Origin of the sequence: Streptomyces sp. 15-116A (genome assembly GCF_025290915.1) — a bacterium.
Taxonomy (GTDB): Bacteria; Actinomycetota; Actinomycetes; order Streptomycetales; family Streptomycetaceae; genus Streptomyces.
In genome coordinates this window covers 1-19056 of the sequence record NZ_JAOCQE010000110.1, presented here as the reverse complement: position 1 = coordinate 19056, position 19056 = coordinate 1, and the positions used below count along the sequence as shown (strand labels likewise).

15 protein-coding genes and 3 pseudogenes are annotated in these 19056 nt (G+C 72.0%); 8 read left to right on the top strand and 10 right to left on the bottom strand.

What is annotated here, in order from left to right; translation table 11 throughout:
- The 4 genes and pseudogenes from N4P33_RS18910 to N4P33_RS18895 form a co-directional block, all read right to left on the bottom strand.
- Positions 1 to 194, bottom strand: a pseudogene (locus N4P33_RS18910) (ATP-binding protein); the annotation flags it as partial.
- A gap of 325 nt (positions 195 to 519) precedes the next feature.
- Positions 520 to 1017, bottom strand: a complete 498-nt coding sequence (locus N4P33_RS18905) for a flavodoxin domain-containing protein (RefSeq protein WP_260827807.1) — start codon at positions 1015 to 1017, stop codon at positions 520 to 522.
- Between the two features lie 16 nt (positions 1018 to 1033).
- Positions 1034 to 1765, bottom strand: a complete 732-nt coding sequence (locus N4P33_RS18900) for a CBS domain-containing protein (RefSeq protein ID WP_260827806.1) — start codon at positions 1763 to 1765, stop codon at positions 1034 to 1036.
- Between the two features lie 21 nt (positions 1766 to 1786).
- The gene (locus N4P33_RS18895; RefSeq protein ID WP_260827805.1) at positions 1787 to 4480 is read right to left on the bottom strand and encodes a GNAT family N-acetyltransferase; all 2694 of its coding nucleotides are present in this window, start codon (positions 4478 to 4480) and stop codon (positions 1787 to 1789) included.
- 331 nt (positions 4481 to 4811) lie between these two features.
- Between N4P33_RS18895 and N4P33_RS18890 the strand changes: the two are divergent.
- The 3 genes and pseudogenes from N4P33_RS18890 to ppk2 all read left to right on the top strand — a co-directional run bounded on the left by N4P33_RS18890 (position 4812) and on the right by ppk2 (position 6678).
- Positions 4812 to 5546: pseudogene (locus N4P33_RS18890) on the top strand (dienelactone hydrolase family protein).
- Between the two features lie 76 nt (positions 5547 to 5622).
- Entirely contained in the window at positions 5623 to 5829 is a 207-nt protein-coding gene (locus N4P33_RS18885; RefSeq protein ID WP_260827804.1) for a hypothetical protein, read from the top strand.
- Between the two features lie 45 nt (positions 5830 to 5874).
- Positions 5875 to 6678 (top strand): polyphosphate kinase 2, encoded by an 804-nt coding sequence (ppk2, locus tag N4P33_RS18880; RefSeq protein WP_260827803.1) that lies wholly within the window; start codon positions 5875 to 5877, stop codon positions 6676 to 6678.
- Positions 6679 to 6687: 9 nt separating this feature from the next.
- Here the strand turns inward: ppk2 and N4P33_RS18875 are convergent, their stop codons facing one another.
- Both N4P33_RS18875 and N4P33_RS18870 read right to left on the bottom strand, forming a co-directional pair.
- Positions 6688 to 7593: a universal stress protein gene (locus tag N4P33_RS18875; RefSeq protein WP_260827802.1), complete on the bottom strand. Its 906-nt coding sequence runs from the start codon at positions 7591 to 7593 to the stop codon at positions 6688 to 6690.
- A 27-nt stretch (positions 7594 to 7620) separates the two neighbouring features.
- Positions 7621 to 8526 (bottom strand): universal stress protein, encoded by a 906-nt coding sequence (locus N4P33_RS18870; protein WP_260827801.1) that lies wholly within the window; start codon positions 8524 to 8526, stop codon positions 7621 to 7623.
- A 444-nt stretch (positions 8527 to 8970) separates the two neighbouring features.
- On the opposite strand from N4P33_RS18870, the gene N4P33_RS18865 reads away from it, so the two are divergent.
- The 4 genes and pseudogenes from N4P33_RS18865 to N4P33_RS18850 all read left to right on the top strand — a co-directional run.
- Positions 8971 to 10683, top strand: a complete 1713-nt coding sequence (locus N4P33_RS18865) for a SulP family inorganic anion transporter (RefSeq protein ID WP_260827800.1) — start codon at positions 8971 to 8973, stop codon at positions 10681 to 10683.
- Between the two features lie 300 nt (positions 10684 to 10983).
- A complete protein-coding gene (locus N4P33_RS18860; RefSeq protein ID WP_260827799.1) occupies positions 10984 to 12198 on the top strand; it encodes a globin domain-containing protein in 1215 nt (404 codons plus the stop codon).
- A 41-nt stretch (positions 12199 to 12239) separates the two neighbouring features.
- Positions 12240 to 12662 carry a hypothetical protein gene (locus N4P33_RS18855; protein ID WP_260827798.1) on the top strand — a complete coding sequence of 141 codons (423 nt, stop codon included), beginning with the start codon at positions 12240 to 12242 and terminating at the stop codon, positions 12660 to 12662.
- Positions 12663 to 12798: 136 nt separating this feature from the next.
- Positions 12799 to 13431: pseudogene (locus N4P33_RS18850) on the top strand (oleate hydratase); the annotation flags it as partial.
- A 358-nt stretch (positions 13432 to 13789) separates the two neighbouring features.
- On the opposite strand, the gene N4P33_RS18845 reads toward N4P33_RS18850, so the two are convergent.
- On the bottom strand, positions 13790 to 14755 hold the full coding sequence (locus N4P33_RS18845) for a pirin family protein (RefSeq protein WP_260827797.1): 966 nt from the start codon (positions 14753 to 14755) through the stop codon (positions 13790 to 13792).
- A gap of 154 nt (positions 14756 to 14909) precedes the next feature.
- Here N4P33_RS18845 and N4P33_RS18840 point away from each other — a divergent pair, with 154 nt between their 5' ends.
- Entirely contained in the window at positions 14910 to 15257 is a 348-nt protein-coding gene (locus N4P33_RS18840; RefSeq protein WP_260827796.1) for a tetratricopeptide repeat protein, read from the top strand.
- Between the two features lie 74 nt (positions 15258 to 15331).
- Here the strand turns inward: N4P33_RS18840 and N4P33_RS18835 are convergent, their stop codons facing one another.
- From N4P33_RS18835 to metE, 3 genes are all read right to left on the bottom strand, one after another.
- Positions 15332 to 16840: a PepSY domain-containing protein gene (locus N4P33_RS18835; RefSeq protein ID WP_260827795.1), complete on the bottom strand. Its 1509-nt coding sequence runs from the start codon at positions 16838 to 16840 to the stop codon at positions 15332 to 15334.
- Between the two features lie 203 nt (positions 16841 to 17043).
- A complete protein-coding gene (locus tag N4P33_RS18830; RefSeq protein WP_260827794.1) occupies positions 17044 to 17757 on the bottom strand; it encodes a hypothetical protein in 714 nt (237 codons plus the stop codon).
- Between the two features lie 199 nt (positions 17758 to 17956).
- Positions 17957 to 19056: 5-methyltetrahydropteroyltriglutamate--homocysteine S-methyltransferase (gene metE / locus N4P33_RS18825; RefSeq protein WP_260827793.1), on the bottom strand; the 1100-nt coding region annotated here is incomplete at its 5' end.

Genomic DNA, 19056 nt, shown 5'->3' with positions numbered 1-19056 from the left:
CCCGCCGTATCATCCAGCGGCAACAGGCGTGGCGGGACGGGGCTGGAGTCGTGGACCGCAACGGCTGCTGCTGCCGACCCGGCCTCCAGCCGGAACCCGGTCACTCCTCCGGCATGCCGCACCGCGTTGGCGAACAGTTCCGGCACCACCAGCAGCACGGCGTCCACCGCACTCCCGCCCTCAGGCGCGGCCACGGACAAGAACCCGCGGGCCACGTCCCGGGGCCTGCAGCGCCGTCCGCAGTATGTCGTCAACGAGGGGGTCGTACGTCTCGTCGGGCGGAGATTCCTGCTGTCTGCCCCGGACAGAATCATCCGGGGAGCAGGAAGCCGTCACTCTCTCGGACGAATCGGCTGCGGCCCGCTGACCGGAAATCAGACCAACGTACCGTCACTCCCGAGGAGTTCGCGAACGGGACCGGAGCGCCGGCGATCGCCACGCAACATCCCGCGTCCCGTGATCTGCGGGCCCCGGTGCCGGCACCGGGGCCCGGACGGGGCACAGCCTCCGGGGCCGTCTTCAGGTGTGCGTCAGCTCGTCGGCGACACGGGCCGCCCACGCCTCGATCGCAGGGAAGTCGCGGAAGTCCCCGCCCTTGCCGTTGCGGAGGATCATCCGGGCGACCCATCCCTTCGCGCCCTCCTCCAGGCATCCCCCGAAGGTGACGTGCTCCCTGGCGTCGAGCCGGATCATGGCCTTCTTCACGCCGGGTACGGGCGGGACGTCCCGCTCGGAGGCCGAGGCGTCGAGCGGGCCGCTGCTGAACAGCCACAGCGGGCGTTCAGCGAGATCGCGGCGGTGCCGGCGGAGGAAGCGGCGGGCGTGCTTCTGCCAGCGTCCGGCGTACAGTCCGCCGCCGGCCACCACGGCGTCGTACGCCGCCACGCTCGTGACAGCCTGGGCCGGAAGGGCTTCGACCGTCAGCCCGTTCTTGCGCAGGACGTCGGCGATGGCTTCGGCGATCTGCGCCGTCGATCCGTTCGTGGTTCCGTAGGTGACCAACACGGTGCCGGTCATGGGGACACGCCTCCTCTCACAGTCGGCGCAGCCAGTCGTCGGCCACGCCGTGCAGCGCGGGCTCCGGGGTGTGCAGGCGGGCGTCGTCCAGCCGGTAGCTGAGTTTGCCGACCACGTCGACCACGCCGTCGATCCGGCGGGTCATCGACAGGGCGATCTCCGTCTCGCTCTTGCGTTCCATGTGACCGGAGAGCGTGACGACGCCCTGCACCACGGACACGTCGATGCTGCGGGGCGCCAGCCACAGAGTGCCCACCAGCACGTCCTCGATCACCTCCTCGCGGATCTCCTTGTCGGGGCGGAGGAAGACCTGGAGCAGGTCGCGGCGGGTGACGATGCCGACCAGCCGGTCCTCCTCGTCGAGCACCGGCAGCCGTTCCACCTGGTGCTGGGCCAAGGTGCGGGCGGCCTCGACGATGGTGTCGTCGACGTGGGCAGTGACGGGCGGGGCGGTCATGAGCCGGCCGGCGGTGCGGGCGTGCGCTTTCGCTGACTGCCGTCGGGCACGGCGCGTCAGCCCGGAGAACGTGAAGCGACGGCGCGTCTCGTACGGTTCGGGGGTGGCGGCCTGACGTGCGATCAGGTCCGTTTGGGAGAGGACGCCGATGACCTTGTCGTCCTCGTCGACCACCGGCAGTCCGCTGATCCGGTGGGCCGCGAGCAACCGCGCGACCTCCTTGACCGGGGTGCCGTACTCGACGCGGACGACGTCCGTGGTCATCACGGAGCCGACCTTGTTGTGCTTCATGTCTGTTCCCTCCTCGGGGGCTCAACGGAGCCGACGCAGATAGGGGTCCTCGGGCCTTGACGGCACCAGGCGGATCCGTGCGTCCAGCACGGTGACGCCGCCCGGTGTGGCGAGGACCGGGTTGAAGTCGGCCTCGGCGAGCTGCGGCAGGTCCGCTGCCATGCGGGACAGCCGCAGCAGCAGTTGCTCCAGTCCGTCGAGGTCGACGGGTCCGTTGCCCTGCGCGCCGAACAGGAGCGGGGCGCAGCGCGGGGCGGTGATCAGGTCGTGCACGTCGTGGTCGGTGAGCGGGGCGAGCCGGGCGGCGTGGTCGGCCAGTACCTCCGTGGCGGTGCCGCCGAGCCCGAACAGGACGAGCGATCCGAAGACCTGGTCCTGGACGACGCCGGCGAACAGCTCGGTGCCCCGCGCGGCGAGCGGCTGCAAGACGACGCCGCTCATCAGCCCGGCGAAGCGGCTCTCCAGGTCGCGGAAGGCGGCCCGGATCTGGGAGTCGCCGCGCAGGTCGAGGTGGACGGCATGCTGCTGGCTCTTGTGCACCAGGCCGGGCCAGTGGGCCTTCATGACCACTCGGCCGTCGGCGCCGCGCAGCCGATCGGCGGCCAGGACGGCCTCGTCCTCCGTCTCGGCCCAGGCCCACGGAATCTGCGGGATGCCATAGCAGGCCAGCAGGTCGGCGCAGGCGCGCGGGTCGAGCCAGCCACCGTCGGAGTGCACGGCGAGGTAGTCCTCGACGACCGCGCGGGCACGCTCCGTCTCGACGCCGTCGAGGTCGGGTACGGTCCCGGCGGGCCGGGCGAGCCAGGCCGCGCGTCGAGCGGCGTGGGCCAGCGCCCGTGCCGCCGCCTGGGGTTCGGCGTACGACGGGATCGTGCCGTCTTCTGCTGCGGGCAACAGCTCTACGGGGAGGCCCTGTTCGAGACGCACCGCGACGATCGGCTTCGCCCGTCGGCCGGGGGCCTGAGTGAGGGCCCGGACCAGGTCGTCGCCGGTGGCCGCAGCGACCGCGGTGGGCACGAGTGCCACCAGGACGGCGTCGACGCCGCCGTACCGCATGATCCGCTCCACACAGTCCGTGAGCTGCTCCTCGGTGACAGCGGCAGTGGCGTCGACCGGGTTACCCACGGCGGCCCCGTCCGGGAGGACGGCAAGCAGGTCGTCGATGAGCTCCGATGTGGGAGCCGGCAGCGACAGTCCGGCCTCGGCGCAGGCATCGGCGGCCAGGACACCGGCCCCGCCCGCGTTGGTGACGATCACCACCCGGCTGCCCGCGGGCAGCGGCTGGGAGTGCAACAGCGCGGCGGTCTCCAGGAGTTCGCCGACCGACCGGGTGGCGGTGATGCCGGCCTGGGTGAACAGCGCGCCGCGCGTCATGGTGCGGGTGGCGGCGGCCGCGGTGTGCGAGGCGGCGGCTCGCCGGCCCGCGTCGGTACGGCCGGCGTCCACGGTCAGCACGGGCAGACGGCGGGTGACTCGCCGGGCGGTGCGGGAGAACGCGCGCGGGCTGCCGAAGGACTCCAGGTGCAGCAGGGCGAGGTCGGTACGGCCGTCGCTCTCCCACCACTGGAGCATGTCGTTGCCGCTGACGTCGTACTTGTCGCCGAGGGACGCGAAGGAGGACACGCCGATGCCGAGCCGGGACAGTCCGTCGAGCAGGGCGATGCCGATGCCGCCGGACTGCGCGGCGACACCCGCGGTGCCGGGGCGAGGATGGCCGGCGGCGAAGGTGGCGTCGAGACGAAGCTCCGGGTCGGTGTGGGAGATGCCGAGGCAGTTGGGGCCCACGAGGCGCATGCCGTGCGAGCGGCAGGCAGCGAGCAGGGCGTGTGCCTCGTCGGCGTCCAGGCCCGCGGTGACGACGAGGAGAGCCCGCACGCCCGCCTTGCCGCACTCCTCGGCGGTCTCCGCGATCGCGGCGGCGGGTACGGCGAGCACCGCGAGGTCGGGGGTCTTGGGCAGGGCACTGACCGACGGGTACGACGGCACGCCGAGGATCGAGCGCGCCGTGGGGTTCACCGCGAACAGGCGCCCGGTGTAGCCGCCCGCATGCAGCTGATGCAGGATCGCCCGGCCCACCGAGCCCGGCTTGCGCCCGGCGCCGACGACGGCGACCACCTCCGGCCACAGCAGCGGCATCAGGCTGGCGACATCGGCGGCCCGGCCGCGTTCCTCCACCGCCGTGAGGTAGACATCGCTCGGGTCGAGGCTGATGGTGCAGCGCACCTCCGGGCCCTCGAAGCGGCGGGCCGTGCGCAGGCCGAGGTCGGCGAAGAGCTTCAGCACCTCGTGGTTCTCGCTGAGCGCGTCGGCCGTGAAGGTCGTGATGCCCTCAGCGCGGGCCGTGGAGACGAGGTGCTCGACGAGCAGGGTGCCCACCCCGCGGTGGTGCAGCCCATCGGCGACTGCGATGGAGACCTCGGCCGCGTCCTTCTCGTCCCCCGTGCCGTACTCGGCGAGGCCGATCACCCGGCCCTGCGTCTCGGCCAGCAGCGCCCGGTAGCCGGGACGGACCGGAGCACAGGCCCGGTCCGCGGCCAGACGGGCCGACCGGTGACTCGCTGCGAAGAAGCGCAGGCGTAGGTTCTCCGGGGACATCTCCTCGTAGAACCCCTCCAGCTGGTCGTGGTCGCCCGGGCCCGCGGGCCGGATGCACACGGTGGTGCCGTCTGCGAGCAGGGCGTGGACGGGGGGTCGGTCGGTCACGTCGTGCGTCATCGCGGGACTCCTCCAAACCTCGTGGCGTTTCGAGCATCCGGCGGATCCGGGGGTGGTCCCATGGGCTGTCCGGGGGTGATGTGGGGGCCAGTCGGCCCTCAGGCTTCGCCGGTCGGCCCAAGGCGTCGACGGTCGCTCCCGACGCGCCAGACTGAGATCGACAAGGGCGGCAGTCATCCCCGGCCAGGGCCGGAGCCCAATGGAGCCGGTCGTTGAAGTCCCTCGTCGCAGCAGCGGCCGAAGATCTCCCTGCGGGCTGGTGAATACCGGGACGGCATTGCGCCACACACGGATCGGTGACCCGGTGCTCTTCTGAGCGCCGTACGGGCCGATGCGGGCCCGCCGTTCGATCGAGGATCTTGCGCTGCTGCGCGGGCTCCGCCTCCGTCGTGTTGATCACAGGCTCGGCACATCGACCACGACAGGAGAATTCATGCCCACCAAGACGCTGCAGATTCCCACCCCGGACGGCCAGGCCGACGCCTTCGCCGCCTTCCCCGACCACGGCGAGCGGCACCCAGGGGTGCTGATGTACGCGGACGGCTTCGGCATCCGGCCCGTGCCGCGGGAGATGGCCCGCGAACTGGCCGGGCACGGGTACTACGTCCTCGTCCCCAACCTCTTCTACCGGCGAACGTGTCCTGAGTGACGCCGACGCCTACCTCAGGTTCCTCACCACCCAGCCCGAGGTCGTTGCCGTCCGGTCGGGGTGACCGGCTCCTGCATAGGCGGCCTGCTGGCGGTGCGCACCGCCGCGGCCCACCCCGGCCAGGTGGCCGCCGTCGCCGCATTCCACGGTTCCGTGGCCGCCGACGGGCCCGACAGCCTCGCCAAGATCACCGCCCAGGTCCGCTTCGGCCACGCCGAGACCGGCCTGACGCCCGAGGCCCTCGGCGAGCTCAACCAGGCGTTGGATGCCGCAGGCGTCGACTACACCTCCGAGATCCACCCGGGCACTGTCCACGGCTTCACCATGTCTGACACCGACGCCTTCAACCTCACTGGACTGCAGCGCCACTGGGACCGCGTGCTGCCCCTCCTCGACCGCACCCTGGCCAACAGCTGAGGCTCCGGCTCGGAAACCAGACCTGACGTACACGCTGCGCCCAGCAGACGGCGCGGCGGGCCACACCCATGCCGGCATGGCCGTGGCCCGCCTGGCCACCGAACGCTGGATGGCCGACGAGCAGGCCGAGTTCGTCCAGGAGCCTTCGGCCGGCACGGCAATGCTGCTCGCCGTCGCCGCCGGGGTCTCCCCGGCGAGCAGGGCATCCCAGAGCACAGGCAGGGTGCGCGGTTCCTTGCCGGTCAGTACCGTGCTGTCCTGGTCTTCGACCGGGCACGAGTGATGACGTTGAGGTCATCGACGCAGTTCGTCGGGCGAGGGAGGCGGCATGGCCGGGAGTGAGGCGGTGAAGCTGCCGCGCAAGACGTACGAGCGTGAACTCCTGCGTTTGCAGACGGAGTTGGTGAAGCTGCAGGAGTGGGTGCGCGCGGAGGGCGCCCGGCTCATGGTCGTCTTCGAGGGCCGGGACGCGGCCGGCAAGGGCGGCACCATCAAGCGGGTCGCGGAGCATCTCAACCCCCGCGTCGCCCGGATCGCAGCGCTGCCGAAGCCGACCGAGCGCGAGCGCACGCAGTGGTACTTCCAGCGGTACGTGGAGCATCTGCCGGCGGCCGGGGAGATCGTGCTGTTCGACCGGTCCTGGTACAACCGGGCCGGGGTCGAGCACGTGATGGGCTTCTGCACGAAGGAGGACTACCAGCTTTTTCTGCGCCAGTGCCCGGTCTTCGAGCGGATGCTGGTGGAGGCGGGGATCCTGCTGCGCAAGTACTGGTTCTCGGTGAGCGACACCGAGCAGCAGGAGCGGTTCCGGCGGCGGCTGGAGGATCCGGTGCGGCGGTGGAAGCTGTCGCCGATGGATCTGGAGTCGATCACGCGCTGGGAGGCGTACTCGCGGGCCAAGGACGAGATGATGGTGCACACCGACATCTCCGAGGCACCGTGGTACGTGGTCGAGAGCGACGACAAGCGCCGGGCCCGGCTGAACATGATCGCCCATCTGCTGTCCTCGGTGCCGTATCACGACGTGCCGCCGCCGGTGCTGGAGCTGCCGGAACGTCCGCCGTCGACCGGCTATGAGCGCCCGCCGCGCGATCTGCAGACCTACGTCCCCGATCACACAGCGGGCCTCTGAAGGCGCCGGTCAGGCGTCGTGCCCGTGGTGCGGAACGATCGCGACCGGGCAGGCGGAGTGGTGCAGCAGCGCGTGGGCGACGCGGCCGAGCTGGAGCCCGAGGTGCCCCTCGCGGCGCTTGGCGCCGACGACCAGGAGGTCGGCACGGTGGGAAGCGACCGCCAGCACCCGGCGGGCGTGGCCCTCGACGGTGCGCCGCTGCACATCGACACCCGTGGGGAGCTCCTGCAGTGCCGCTTCGAGTTCCTCGGCGGCCCTCTCCTCGTGCAGGCGGGCGGGTTCGCCGGCGAGCAGCGGGTGGTCGGTGCTCTCGTGCGCGGGGCAGCGCCAGGCCCGTACGGCCTCAAGGGTCACCTCGCGTCGCCGCGCCTCCTCGGCGGCGAACCTCACCGCCGCCGATTCCTTCGGGTTCTCGCCGACGCCCACGACGACCCGCCCGTGGACCGGGGGCGTGGCCTGGTTGTCGTGGCTGCCGCGCAGCACGATCACCGGGCAGTCGGCATGGGCGGCGACGGCCAGGCTGACGGAACCGAGCAGCATCTCCGCGATGCCGCTGCGCCCGCGGGTGCCCACCACCAGCGCGGAGGCGTTCCGCCCCTCGCGGACCAGCGCGTACTCCGGCTCCTCGAAGACCACATCGGCGCTCACCTGCAGACCGGGGTGCCGGGCGCGGGCCCGCTGAGCGGCGGCGCCCACCACGTCCTGGGCCAGGGGCAGCGCGGTCGGCGTGCCGATGTCCCGGGCGAGGGCGGCACCCTCGTACCGCTCCCACAGGCAGGCGTACACCACCCGCAGCGGCACGCCGCGCAGCACGGCCTCGTCGGCCGCCCAGTCGACGGCCCGCAGGCTCGGCTCGGAACCGTCCACGCCCACGACCAGCGGCCCGCCGGGGGCTCGCTCGACTTCTGCGTTCATGATCTCCACTCCTTCAGAAGAGCTCGTTCAGTCGTGCGCGACGACGGCCACGGGGGCGGCGGCGTGGTGCAGTACCGCGTGCGTGACGGGGCCGATATGGACGCCGAACGGGCTGCGGCGGACTCGGCGGCCGACGACGACCAGGGACGCCTCACGGGAGGCGTCGATGACGTGGTTCGCGGGGCTGCCGGAGCGGGACTCCTCGACGACCTCGACATCCGGGTACTTCTGCCGCCAGGGCCGCAGCACCGCGGTGAGGGCGGCGGCTTCCTGCCGACCCAGTTCGGCGTTGAACTCGAGGTCGGCGGGCAGGCCGTAGGCGAAGTAGGGCGGAAGGTTCCAGCCGTGCACGACCCGCAGGGCGGTGTCGCGGCGGGCGGCTTCCTCGAAGGCGAAGGCGATCACCGTGTCATCGGGGTGGCCGGTGTCGAGGCCGAGCACCACGGGCCGGTACGGGGTGGCGGCGGACGCAATGCCGGCGGGGTCCTTCTCGTGCTCGTCGGCGGCCTGTTCCCCGGCCCGCACCAGGACGACGGGGGTGTCGGTGTGCGCGATCACGGACATGCCCACGGACCCGACGAGGAATCCCCCGATACCGCTCAGCCCACGTGAGCCGAGGACCAGCAGCTCAGCGTCCTTCGCCGCCGTGGCCAGCGCGTCCATCGGACCGCCGGGTATCTGCTCCATCTCCACCTGTATGCCGGGGTGGCGCAGGCGGAGTCCCTCGGCCGTCTCGCGCGGTATCCGTTCGCTCCAGTGCGCTTGTGTCTCGGCGCCCAGCAGCGGGGCCTGCGCCATGGGCTCCGGGACGGGTTCCCAGACGTGCACCAGCCGCAGCGGCAGGCCGCGCAGCTTCGCCTCCCGGGCCGCCCACTCGGCAGCGGCGCGGCTCTCCGGCGAGCCGTCGAGGCCCACGGTGACGTTGCGGGACATGCTGTCCACCTCCTGAATCGGGGTTCCGATGCCAGGGTGGTGGCGGGGGGAGGCCGTGGTGCAGAGACCGCAGGTCCCCGGTCTGGGGCCGATGGTCCCCACAGGCTCCCCCCGGCGTCCCCGCCGCTGCAGCTGGTCCCCGCGACGTCCGGAGACAAGCGGTGCATCCAGACAGAGCCGTGTCAGCGTTGAGCGGACCGAGTGTCGCCCACCCGATCCACGAACAGGTGTGTGTCCAGAGCCGGTTCGGCAGAGGCGGCAGCGCTTGACACGCCAGCCCCGATCCGAGTGTGTATGCGCGGCCGGTGCCTCAAGATGTGTCGGCTCGCTCCCCAGCGCGGCGATCAGCAGGGCTTGCCGGCCGACGGTTTCGCACGGGCCGTTCGGCATCTGGCGGCCGACCAGGTTCCGAAGGATCCTGACGTCTTCGGCCCAAGGAGGATCATGTCCCAGAGTTCGGTCGGCCGGGCTCCGCGATGGCACCGACTGGTACCCGGGCTCGCTGCGCTGCTCGGCTACCGGCGCTCGTGGCTCAAGGGCGATGTCCTGGCCGGAGTAACCGTGGCCGCGTATCTCGTGCCACAGGTGATGGCGTACGCGGGCGTGGCCGGCCTGCCGCCGGTCGCCGGGCTGTGGGCGATCCTGCCCGCGCTCGGTCTGTACGCCCTGCTCGGCTCCTCGCGCCTGCTCTCGGTCGGCCCCGAATCCACGACCGCCCTGATGACGGCGACGGTGGTCGGACCGCTCGCCGCCGGAGATCCGGCCCGTTACGCGACGCTGGCGGCCACCCTCGCGATCGCGGTCGGCCTGCTGTGCGTGCTGGCGTGGGCGACACGGCTCGGCTTCGTCGCGGATCTGCTGTCCCGGCCGGTGCTCATCGGCTACCTGGCGGGCGTGGCACTGATCATGATCGTGGACCAGCTTCCGAAGCTGACCGGTGTCCGGACGACGGGCTCGGCCTTCTTCCCTCAACTGTGGTCCTTCCTCAGCCACTTGTCGCAGACCCATCTGGCCACGGCGCTGTTCGCCGTCGTGGCACTCGGGGTCCTCCTCACGGTGGCGCGCCTCTCCCGCGCGATTCCCGGTCCCCTGCTCGCCGTGGTCTTCGGCACCGCGGCCGTCTCTGTCTTCGACCTCGACGACCGGTACGGCATCAAGGTGATCGGCGACGTCCCGTCGGGCCTGCCCGGGGTGACCGTGCCGGACCTGGCCGAGCTGCCGCACCTGGTACTCCCGGCCGTGGGCGTCCTCCTGGTCGGCTACACCGACTTCATCCTCACCGCGCGCGCCTTCACCCGCCGCGACGACGAAGGCCCCGGACTCGACGCCAACCAGGAGTTCCTCGCACTGGGCGCGGCCAACCTCGGCGCGGGCACGCTGCACGGCTTCCCGGTCAGCAGTAGCGCCAGCCGCACCGCGCTGGCCTCCTCCGCCGGTGGGCGCAGCCAGGCGTACTCCCTGGTCGCCGGCGTCGCCGTCCTCGCGGTCCTGCTCTTCCTGAGCCCGCTGCTGACTCGCACCCCCACGGCGGTCCTCGGTGCCCTCGTCGTCTACGCGGCCATCCGCATGATCGACCTGACCGGCTTCCGACGGCTGGCGTCCTTCCGCCGCCGCGAACTCCTGCTGGCTCTCGGCTGCCTGGCCGGCGTCCTCGCCCTGGACATCCTGTACGGCGTACTTGTCGCGGTCGGCCTGTCGGTCGCCGAACTGCTCACCCGGGTGGCCCGCCCGCACGACGCCGTCCAGGGCTTGGTCCCCGGCGTGGCCGGCATGCACGACATCGACGACTACCCCAAGGCCCGCACCATCCCCGGTCTGCTCGTCTACCGCTACGACTCCCCGCTGTTCTTCGCCAACGCCGAGAACTTCCGCCGCCGGGCCCTGGCCGCCGTCGACGAACAGCCCGAACCGGTCCGCTGGTTCGTCCTCAACACCGAGGCCAATGTGGAAGTCGACATCACCGCCCTGGACGCGGTCGACGAACTCCGCCGCGAACTCATTCACCGCGGCATCGTCTTCGCCCTCGCCCGCGTCAAGCAGGACCTGATGGACGACCTGACCGCATACGGCCTGGCGGACACCGTCGGCCGCGAACGGATCTTTCCCACGCTGCCGACGGCGGTGGCCGCATACCGGAAGTGGCGCCGCGATCAGTAGGCCACGCGCCTCCGAACCCTGACTCCGTGGTCATGGCCCCACACCAGGACGTCTGTCGCCTCTCGTTCGCGTCAGCCCACGGCGGGGAGGGCCGTAGGGAGACCCCTGCGGCGCCGTCCGGCCCTCCCTTCCTCACGCCCCGCTGGGCCCATGCGCCCGAGTCGATGGGGCCGTTCGGCCCCTCTTGGCCCAGCGCCGCGAAACGACGCCGGAACGCGGCCGGGTGCCTGATACACAGGTGACAGCCGCCCATACCGGATGCGGCCCTCTCCCCCTCATCAGCCCTGTCAGGGAGGCTTCATGCTGTCCGCAGAATCCGCCGCCGTGGTCCGTGCCACCCTGCCCGCCGTGGCCGGAGCGCTCGACGAGATCACCACCCGCTTCTACGGCGCGATGTTCCACGACCGGCCGGAGCTGCTCGACGGGATGTTCAACCGCGGCAACCAGGCCAGCGGTGCCCAGCGCCGCGCGCTGGCCGGCTCGATCGCCGCCTTCGCGACCGCGCTGCTCGACACCCCGGACACGCGCCCGGACGTCCTGCTGGACCGGATCGCGCACAAGCACGCCGCGGTCGGGGTCACCGACGACCAGTACACGATCGTGCACAAGTACCTGTTCGGCGCGATAGCCGAGGTACTCGGCGACGCCGTCACCCCGGAGGTGGCGGCCGCCTGGGACGAGGTGTACTGGCTCATGGCCGGTGCCCTGATCGGGCGGGAGGCCCGCCTCTACCAGGACGCGGGCGTGGCACCCGGCAAGGTGTGGCGGCGGTGGACGGTCGTCGAGCGCCACACCGAGACCCCGGACGTGGTGTCCTTCCTGCTCCGCCCGGCCGACGGCCAACCGGCGCCACGGGCGCGGGCGGGCCAGTACGTCAGCGTCCGCCTGCGCATGCCCGACGGAGTACACCAGGTGCGCCAGTACAGCCTCTCCTCCGACCCGGGCGGGGATCTGCGGCGCATCACCGTCAAGCGGGTCGCCGCCACGGCCGACGCGCCGGACGGCGAGGTCTCCAACCTGCTGCACCACCACGTCCACGCCGGCGACGAACTGACGCTCTCCGCCCCCTTCGGCGATGTCTTCCTCGACGACCCGGCCGACGCCACCACCCCGGTCGTACTGGTCTCCGCGGGCATCGGCGGCACTCCCATGGCCGGCATCCTGGCCCACCTCACCGCCCTCGGCTCCACCCGCCCGGTGCTGGTCCTGCACGCCGACCGCTCCCCCGCCGACCACGCCCTGCGCACCGAGACCACCGAGCTCGTCAAGCAACTGCCGGGAGCCCGCGCCGTCTTCTGGTACGAGCAGCCCGGCCCGGAGGAACCCGACGCCCGCGAGGGCCTGATGAACCTCGACGGCATCGACCTGCCCGAGAACGCCACGGTGTTCCTGTGCGGCCCGCTGCCGTTCATGCGCCACGTTCGCACACAGCTGCTGGGCGCCGGCATTCCGGCACAGCGCATCCGCTACGAGGTCTTCGGCCCCGACCTGTGGCAGCCCGGCCCCGCTGCCTGAACCCCGGACGCCCCACCGCACTTGAAGGAGAGGAAACCGGCATGACCAGCAACAACATCCAGGCCGCCGCCCCCACCGTACTGCTGCGTTCGGACGGCGAGGTGGACGAGGAGACCCTGGCGTACGCCCGCGAGAAGATCGACGCCGTCGTGGGCCGGCCGGGACTGCCCGCCGCCACCGGCGAGGTGCGGATCGCGCGAGCGGCCGCTCACCACGCGGACCGTCCCTGGACGGCGACGGCCGCCCTGCACGTCGGACGGCGAGAGGTCGTCGTGCTCGCCGAGGAGGCCACCGGCCGGGAGGCCGTCGACCAGCTCCAGGACCGGCTGCGCCGCCAGATCGACAAGGCGACCCGCTCCGGACACAACGACCACCGGACGGCGGCCCCGCCGTGGCGCGGCGGCCCCGGTATCCCGCGTCCTGCCGACGGCAGCGGCCAGACGGCGGACGCTCACCCGGCGTAAGTCCGCGATGAGTACAGGCCCGGTCGGTGACGGTCCACCGACCGGGCCTCTGTGATTCCCCCGGGGACGCGGCGTCGGTGAGCGTGAAGCGCTCCCGCACGCGGGAGTCCACCTCGCGGGCCCTTCGGCTGCTCGTCTGGTGGGCAGCGGGATCGCGGCGCTCGCCGCCGCCACGTTCCTGATCCGCGACGGCGGATTCGACGGCGGCGACATCCACCTCTTCGAACAGCAGGAACGCACAGGCGGCAGCCTGGACGCCGGCGGAACGCCCGAGACCGGCTACACCATGCGCGGCGGGCGGATGTTCGAAGCCGAGTTCCGCTGCACCTACGACCTGCTGGCCGGCATCCCCACCCTCGACGATCCGTCGGTGTCGGTGACCGAGGACATCCTCGCCGCGTACGAGGAGCTCGGCTGGGACGACGCCGCACGCCTCGTCGACGCGGACGGGAAGATCACCGACTGCTTCGGCGAACACTTCTTCACCACGAACCCCTGGTACATGTGGTGCACCACGTTCGCCTTCCAGCCCTGGCACAGCGCAATCGAGTTCCGCCGCTACCTCAAGCGGTTCATCCACCTCTTCCCGTCGTTCGCCTCGATGACGGGCATCCAGCGCACCCTCTACAACCAGTACGACTCGATCGTCCGCCCGTTGCAGGCGTGGCTGGCCGAGCAGGGCGTGACCGTCCACACCGGCTGTTCGGTGACCGACCTGGATCTCGCACCGGGCCCCGGAACCCGGGTCGAAGGCATCCGGCTGGACCGCCATTGGAACCTCAACAAGGCAGCAGCGTGAGCGACGCCGTCCCTCAGCCACGCCTGACTCGACCACCAGCCAGGTCAGCATCGGTCCGGACGCCACCGAACCTGCAAACGCCTCCGCAAGCGCCGAAGCCGGGAAAAGAGCCCCTCACCCGAGCCTGACGAGGCGTCAGCAAGTCAGCATTGGGTCAGCAAGAGTCCTGCCACAGCCGCCCACAGACAGCCACACCGTGGAATCGCCAACCACACCGGCCTGGGCAAGTCGGCTGTTTGGACGCCTTCCGGCAAGCAGGTGGAAGGCAGCGAGAACTACCCGACCGCCTTCCGCCCTGCGACCAGCAACACTGAAGCGTTTTCTCAGGTCAGCGCAGTCTCCCCCGCGGTTTCAACGGCACCGACGGCAATTCCGGTGCGGGGAGTGGAGCCCCGTCGTACCCCTTCACCTCTCCGAACCGGGAGCCTTCCATCCAGTCCTGACGGGCCTGTACGATCTCTTCCTGAGATCGCCCGATCCAGTTCCAGAACATGATGAGTTCTTCCTCGAACGGCTCGCCGCCGAGCAGCATCAGGCCCGCGTCGGACTCGGCGCGCAGCGGGAGTTCGGTGCGGCCGCAGCCGAGGTAGAGCATGGAGCCGGGCAGGACGGGGACGCCGTCGACATGGGTCTCGCCGGACATGGAGAGGACCGCGTACTCGAAGTCCGGTTCCAGGGGCAGGCGGACGTCGGCGCCCCGGGCCAGCGTCAGGTCGGCGCCGACGATGGGGCTGTAGGCCGTGCCGGGTGACGTCGCGCCGTCCAGGCTGCCGAGGATCAGCGTGGCCTCGATGCCCTGCGCCGTGACCACCGGCAGGTCGGCGTGGTGCTCGAAGCGCGGTTCGGTGTGGCGGTGACCGTCGGGGAGGGCGACCCAGAGCTGGGCGCCGTGCAGGAAGCGGGCGTGCGAGCGGGGGCTCTCCTCGGAGTGGCTGATCGCCCGGCCCGAGGTCATCAGGCCCAGTTCGCGCGGGCGGATCAGCTGCAGGCTGCCGGTGGAGTCGCGGTGCAGCACTTCGCCCTCGTGCAGCCAGCTCACCGTCTGCAGTCCCATGTGAGGGTGCGGGGGCACCTGCATGCCGGGCTCGTCGGCGATGTCGTCGGGACCGTAGTGGTCGACGAAGCACCACGCACCGACCATGCGCCGGCCGAGGTTGGGCAGCAGCCGCCGGACCTCGCTGGACTCGCCGAGCTTGACGTGTCGAGGGCTGAGGAGTTCCCGCACCGGTTCGGCCACCACGAAGCCCCGCCCGCCGCACACGGAGGGGACCGCCTCGCGCTCAAGATTGCTCATGCCGCACAACCTAGCCGCGCGGGGTGCGGCGCGTCAGTCCGTCGCCGTGCGGTCGGCTCATTCCGGGTGATGCCGGCCTGCGGCAGTGACACCGGCAACAGTAGTGGAATATTCAATCACTCGGGTCCGTTGTCGGCCTTCGAGGAGGTCACGAGTGGACACCACGTACTACGACCACGGAACACCCGCCGAGCGCTGGGAGCGCGCCGGGATGTTCTTCGACGCCAAGGACTTCACCGCCGCCGCGCGTGTCCTGGCCGGGCTGGTCGAGGAGGTACCGGAGCAGACCGGGCCGCGGCTGCTGCTGGCCCGCGCCTACTACCACTCGGCACAACTGCGCCGCGCGGAGGCCGAGTTGCGGGTCATCGTGGAGCGTGACCCGGTGGAGCACTACGCCCGGCTGATGCTCGGCCGCACCCTCCAGCGGCAGGGCCGGCACGACGAGGCCGCATCGCATCTGCGGATCGCCTCCGCGCTCGCGGGACGGTTCGACGACGAGTAGGCGAGACGGGTCCTCGAGAAGAGGCCGGTGCCCGGCTCCCCCCTGTGGAGCCGGGCACCGGCGGCTCTGTCGCGCTACCTGATCTCGGCGTATGTCCGCCGGCCCCTCCGGTGGGCGATCTCGCCGAGCACGATGTCGACGGCGAGGAAGGCGGCCAGCGGTATGCCGAGCAGCGGGACGAAGTATCCGAGGACGGCGATCACCGCGAGGGCGGGGACGAGGAGGTACGGCGGAACCTGCTGCCAGGCGCCGCGTGGCAGGGGACGCCCGAAGGAGGAGCCCCGGCCGCGCTGCCACCACATGCGGTAGCCGAGCACGATGCCCACGGTCAGGCCGAGCGCGATGACCGCGAGGACGATCTGGTTGGCCAGACCGAACAGCGTGCCCATGTGGGCGCGCACCCCGAGGGTGCTGAGCTTGGCGAGCAGCGGGTGGTCCGCCCAGTCGACTCGCGCGGTGACCTCACCGGTGTGCGGGTCGAGGGCCGCCCGGTCCATGCGGACGGGCCACAGACCGTCGGTCTGGGCGACCGTCCAGGTGCTCTTGTCGTCGGCCGGCGTGCTGATCTCCACCGGGCCGTCGAGCCCCGCGGCACGGGCCTTCTGGAGCACCTGGTCCACCGTCAGCCCGGCCGGCAGGCCGCCCGTCGCCGCGGCCTCGTGCCCGTCCGTGTGGTCGTGCCCGGATGCGCCGTCCGCGCCGCCGGTGAGGGAGGTGTCCAGCTCGGGGGCGTAGGCGCTGAGCGAGGTGCGCAGCTGGGTGAAGCGCTCACCGGCGTACGCCGACCAGGTCAGGCCGGTGGCGCTGAGGACGAGCAGACCGAGCGAGATCCACACCCCGGTCACCGCGTGCAGGCTGCGGCTGCGCCGCACGCCCCGCGCCCCGCGCTCGGGCAGCACCGTGTTGCGCTTCGATCCGCCCGCGTAGGTGCGCCGGCGTCCGAACCACAGCAGCAGGCCGCCCAGGACGAGCACCCACAGCCAGCTCGCCGCGAGTTCGGAGTACAGACGGCCCGTCTCGCCCAGGTGGAGATGCCGGTGCAGGTCGTCCAGCCAGGTGGCCAGGGGCGTCGAACCGAACCACGTCGTCAGGGCGCCGCGCACCTCGCCCGTGTAGGGGTCGACGTAGACCGTGCGCTGCTTGTCCTCCTCGGCGAGCTCGGGCACGGACAGCACGACCTTGGTGGTGTGGTCCGGCGCCTCGGGCGGAATCACCGTGGCGATGCTGCCCTCGGGGTGGGCCTTGCGGGCGGCCGCTATCTGCTCGGTGAGCGGCTTCGCCGTGTCGCCCACCTTCTCCACCCGCAACTGCTCGCTGTAGACGAGCCGGTCGAGCTGCGGCACGGCGGTGTACGCCAGCCCGGTCAGCGCGGCGATCAGCAGGAAGGGGGCGACGAGGACACCGGCGTAGAAGTGCAGCCGGGTCAGCAGCGGCCACCAGCCGGAACGGGTGCGGCGGTCCTCGCCGGAACCGTCCCGCGCGGTGGCGGCGGCGGTGGCGGAAGCGGCCGGGGCGGGGTCGGTGGCGGTCGCGGTGGCGGGAGGTGGGGTCCCGTCGGGGGACGCGTCGGAGGTGGTGCTCATGAGCGGTTCAGCTCCTGAAGTCGTGCCGGCCCGCACAACGGGGGCCGGAGTTCTGTTCACTGGCGTCGGGGCACGCGCCGCGCGCCTTCGGCGGCGTACGCGTGCGTGCCGTCGCGTGCGGCCGGGCGGGACCCGGGGCACGGACGGTGGATACGCCGGACGGTCGAGGCGGCCGCGTGTACGGCGTCCTCGTCCCGGCCGGATCAGTGAGCGAACAGAACGGGCGGCCCGCGCCGGGCGAGCGTGTGCCTCAGGACGCGGGTGCGGCAGGCCGCCCCGCGCTCCGCCCGGAAACCCGGCGAGGTACGGCGACGTGCGAGCTCCGCCCGGTGCCGCGCCCACCGCCGCACCAGGTCCAGGGCGTGCAGGACCGCCGACACCGGGGCGCCCAGCAAGCGGCCCAGCCGCCACACCAGGGCCTCTCCCTGACGCAGCCACCAGGCCGCACCGAGCCCGGCGACCAGGTGCGCGAGCACCATCAGCGGGCTGAGATGAGCGGCGGCCAGGGCCATGCCGACCGGTTCGGCCCCCGTCTCGGCGGCTCCCGCGACGACGGCCTGAGCACCGTCATGCCCGCTATGGGGCATGTGTCCGGAGTGGGACGCCGGTGAGTGATGCCCGGAGGACCAGCCAGGGGAGACGGAGGACGAGCCAGGGGCCGGGACGGAGCCGCCGAACGCGAACAGCAGGTGCAGCGCGCCCTGCGTGAGCGTGACCGCGCCCGCGATCTGCCGGAACGTGCGTTCCCGGCCTGCGAGGCGCCCCGCCGTGACGGCGACCGCCGTGCCGCCGAGCGCCAGCAGCGCCAGGGACGGCCGATGGCCTCCGGCCACGGCGTGACCGGTGGCCGCCAGCAGCACACACACCAGGCTGAACATCGCCACCCGCGCAGCGCGGAGCGGGCCACGGCCGGCCATCACTTCTCCTCGCGCTCGTCGGGCGGCTCACACCACTTGCGTCCTCACTACGCACGCGGGCCGGCCGTTGTTCAATCTCCGACCGTGAGAGCCGCGCGATCCTACCGTGGCCGAAAACGCCCGCACCAGAGGCCGGTGGGCCGGACGCCCCCGCCGAGGCGTCCGGCCCACCGGTGCTCGTCCCGCTCCGCACCCCCGGTCAGGAGGCGGACAGTTCACCCCGCACCGTGCGCGCGGCGGTGACCAGGTTCTCCAGGGAGGCGCGGGTCTCGGGCCAGGCGCGGGTCTTCAGGCCGCAGTCGGGGTTGACCCACAGCCGTTCCGCCGGGATCGCCTTCAGTCCCGTCCGCAGCAGCGCGGCGGCCTCCTCCGCGCTGGGCACGCGCGGGGAGTGGATGTCGTACACGCCGGGGCCGGCCTCGCGCGGATAGCCGTGCGCGGCGAGTTCGCGGGCGACCTGCATGTGGGAGCGGGCCGCCTCCAGGCTGATCACGTCGGCGTCGAGGTCGTCGATGGCCTGGACGATGTCGCCGAACTCGGCGTAGCACATGTGGGTGTGGATCTGCGTGTCCGGGCGGACCCCGGCGGTGGTGAGCCGGAACGCCTCAGTCGCCCACGCGAGGTAGCCGGGCCGGTCGGCGGCCCGCAGCGGCAGGGTCTCGCGCAGGGCGGGCTCGTCCACCTGGATCACCGAGGTGCCCGCCGCCTCCAGGTCGTTCACCTCGTCGCGCAGCGCGAGCGCGACCTGGCGGGCGGTGTCGCCGAGCGGCTGGTCGTCGCGGACGAAGGACCAGGCGAGCATGGTGACCGGTCCGGTGAGCATGCCCTTGACCGGCTTGTCCGTGAGTGACTGGGCGTACGTCGTCCAGCGGACCGTCATCGGCTCGGGGCGGGAGATGTCCCCGGCCAGGATCGGCGGGCGGACGTAGCGGGTGCCGTAGGACTGGACCCAGCCGTGCTGGGTGGCGAGGTACCCGGTGAGCTGTTCGGCGAAGTACTGGACCATGTCGTTGCGTTCGGGCTCGCCGTGCACCAGGACGTCCAGGCCGGTCTTCTCCTGGAAGGAGATCACCTCCCGGATCTCCGCCCTGATCCGCTCCTCGTACCCGACGGCGTCGGTCCGCCCGGCGCGCAGATCGGCGCGGGCGGCGCGGATCTCGCCGGTCTGCGGGAACGAGCCGATGGTCGTGGTGGGCAGCAGCGGCACGAGGGCACGGGGGAGCCGTACAGCCTGACTCAGTACCGCAACCGGTACGCCCAGTACCGCTCGGACCCGGACCTCGCGGAGATGCACGCGAA

Bases quoted from the DNA above. Each gene is read 5' to 3' on its own strand.
- N4P33_RS18905 (WP_260827807.1), bottom strand. From the start codon at position 1,017: ATGACCGGCACCGTGTTGGTCACCTACGGAACCACGAACGGATCGACG.
- N4P33_RS18900 (WP_260827806.1), bottom strand. From the start codon at position 1,765: ATGAAGCACAACAAGGTCGGCTCCGTGATGACCACGGACGTCGTCCGC.
- N4P33_RS18895 (WP_260827805.1), bottom strand. From the start codon at position 4,480: ATGACGCACGACGTGACCGACCGACCCCCCGTCCACGCCCTGCTCGCA.
- N4P33_RS18885 (WP_260827804.1), top strand. From the start codon at position 5,623: ATGGCCGTGGCCCGCCTGGCCACCGAACGCTGGATGGCCGACGAGCAG.
- ppk2 (WP_260827803.1), top strand. From the start codon at position 5,875: ATGGCCGGGAGTGAGGCGGTGAAGCTGCCGCGCAAGACGTACGAGCGT.
- N4P33_RS18875 (WP_260827802.1), bottom strand. From the start codon at position 7,593: ATGAACGCAGAAGTCGAGCGAGCCCCCGGCGGGCCGCTGGTCGTGGGC.
- N4P33_RS18870 (WP_260827801.1), bottom strand. From the start codon at position 8,526: ATGTCCCGCAACGTCACCGTGGGCCTCGACGGCTCGCCGGAGAGCCGC.
- N4P33_RS18865 (WP_260827800.1), top strand. From the start codon at position 8,971: ATGTCCCAGAGTTCGGTCGGCCGGGCTCCGCGATGGCACCGACTGGTA.
- N4P33_RS18860 (WP_260827799.1), top strand. From the start codon at position 10,984: ATGCTGTCCGCAGAATCCGCCGCCGTGGTCCGTGCCACCCTGCCCGCC.
- N4P33_RS18855 (WP_260827798.1), top strand. From the start codon at position 12,240: ATGACCAGCAACAACATCCAGGCCGCCGCCCCCACCGTACTGCTGCGT.
- N4P33_RS18845 (WP_260827797.1), bottom strand. From the start codon at position 14,755: ATGAGCAATCTTGAGCGCGAGGCGGTCCCCTCCGTGTGCGGCGGGCGG.
- N4P33_RS18835 (WP_260827795.1), bottom strand. From the start codon at position 16,840: ATGAGCACCACCTCCGACGCGTCCCCCGACGGGACCCCACCTCCCGCC.
- N4P33_RS18830 (WP_260827794.1), bottom strand. From the start codon at position 17,757: ATGGCCGGCCGTGGCCCGCTCCGCGCTGCGCGGGTGGCGATGTTCAGC.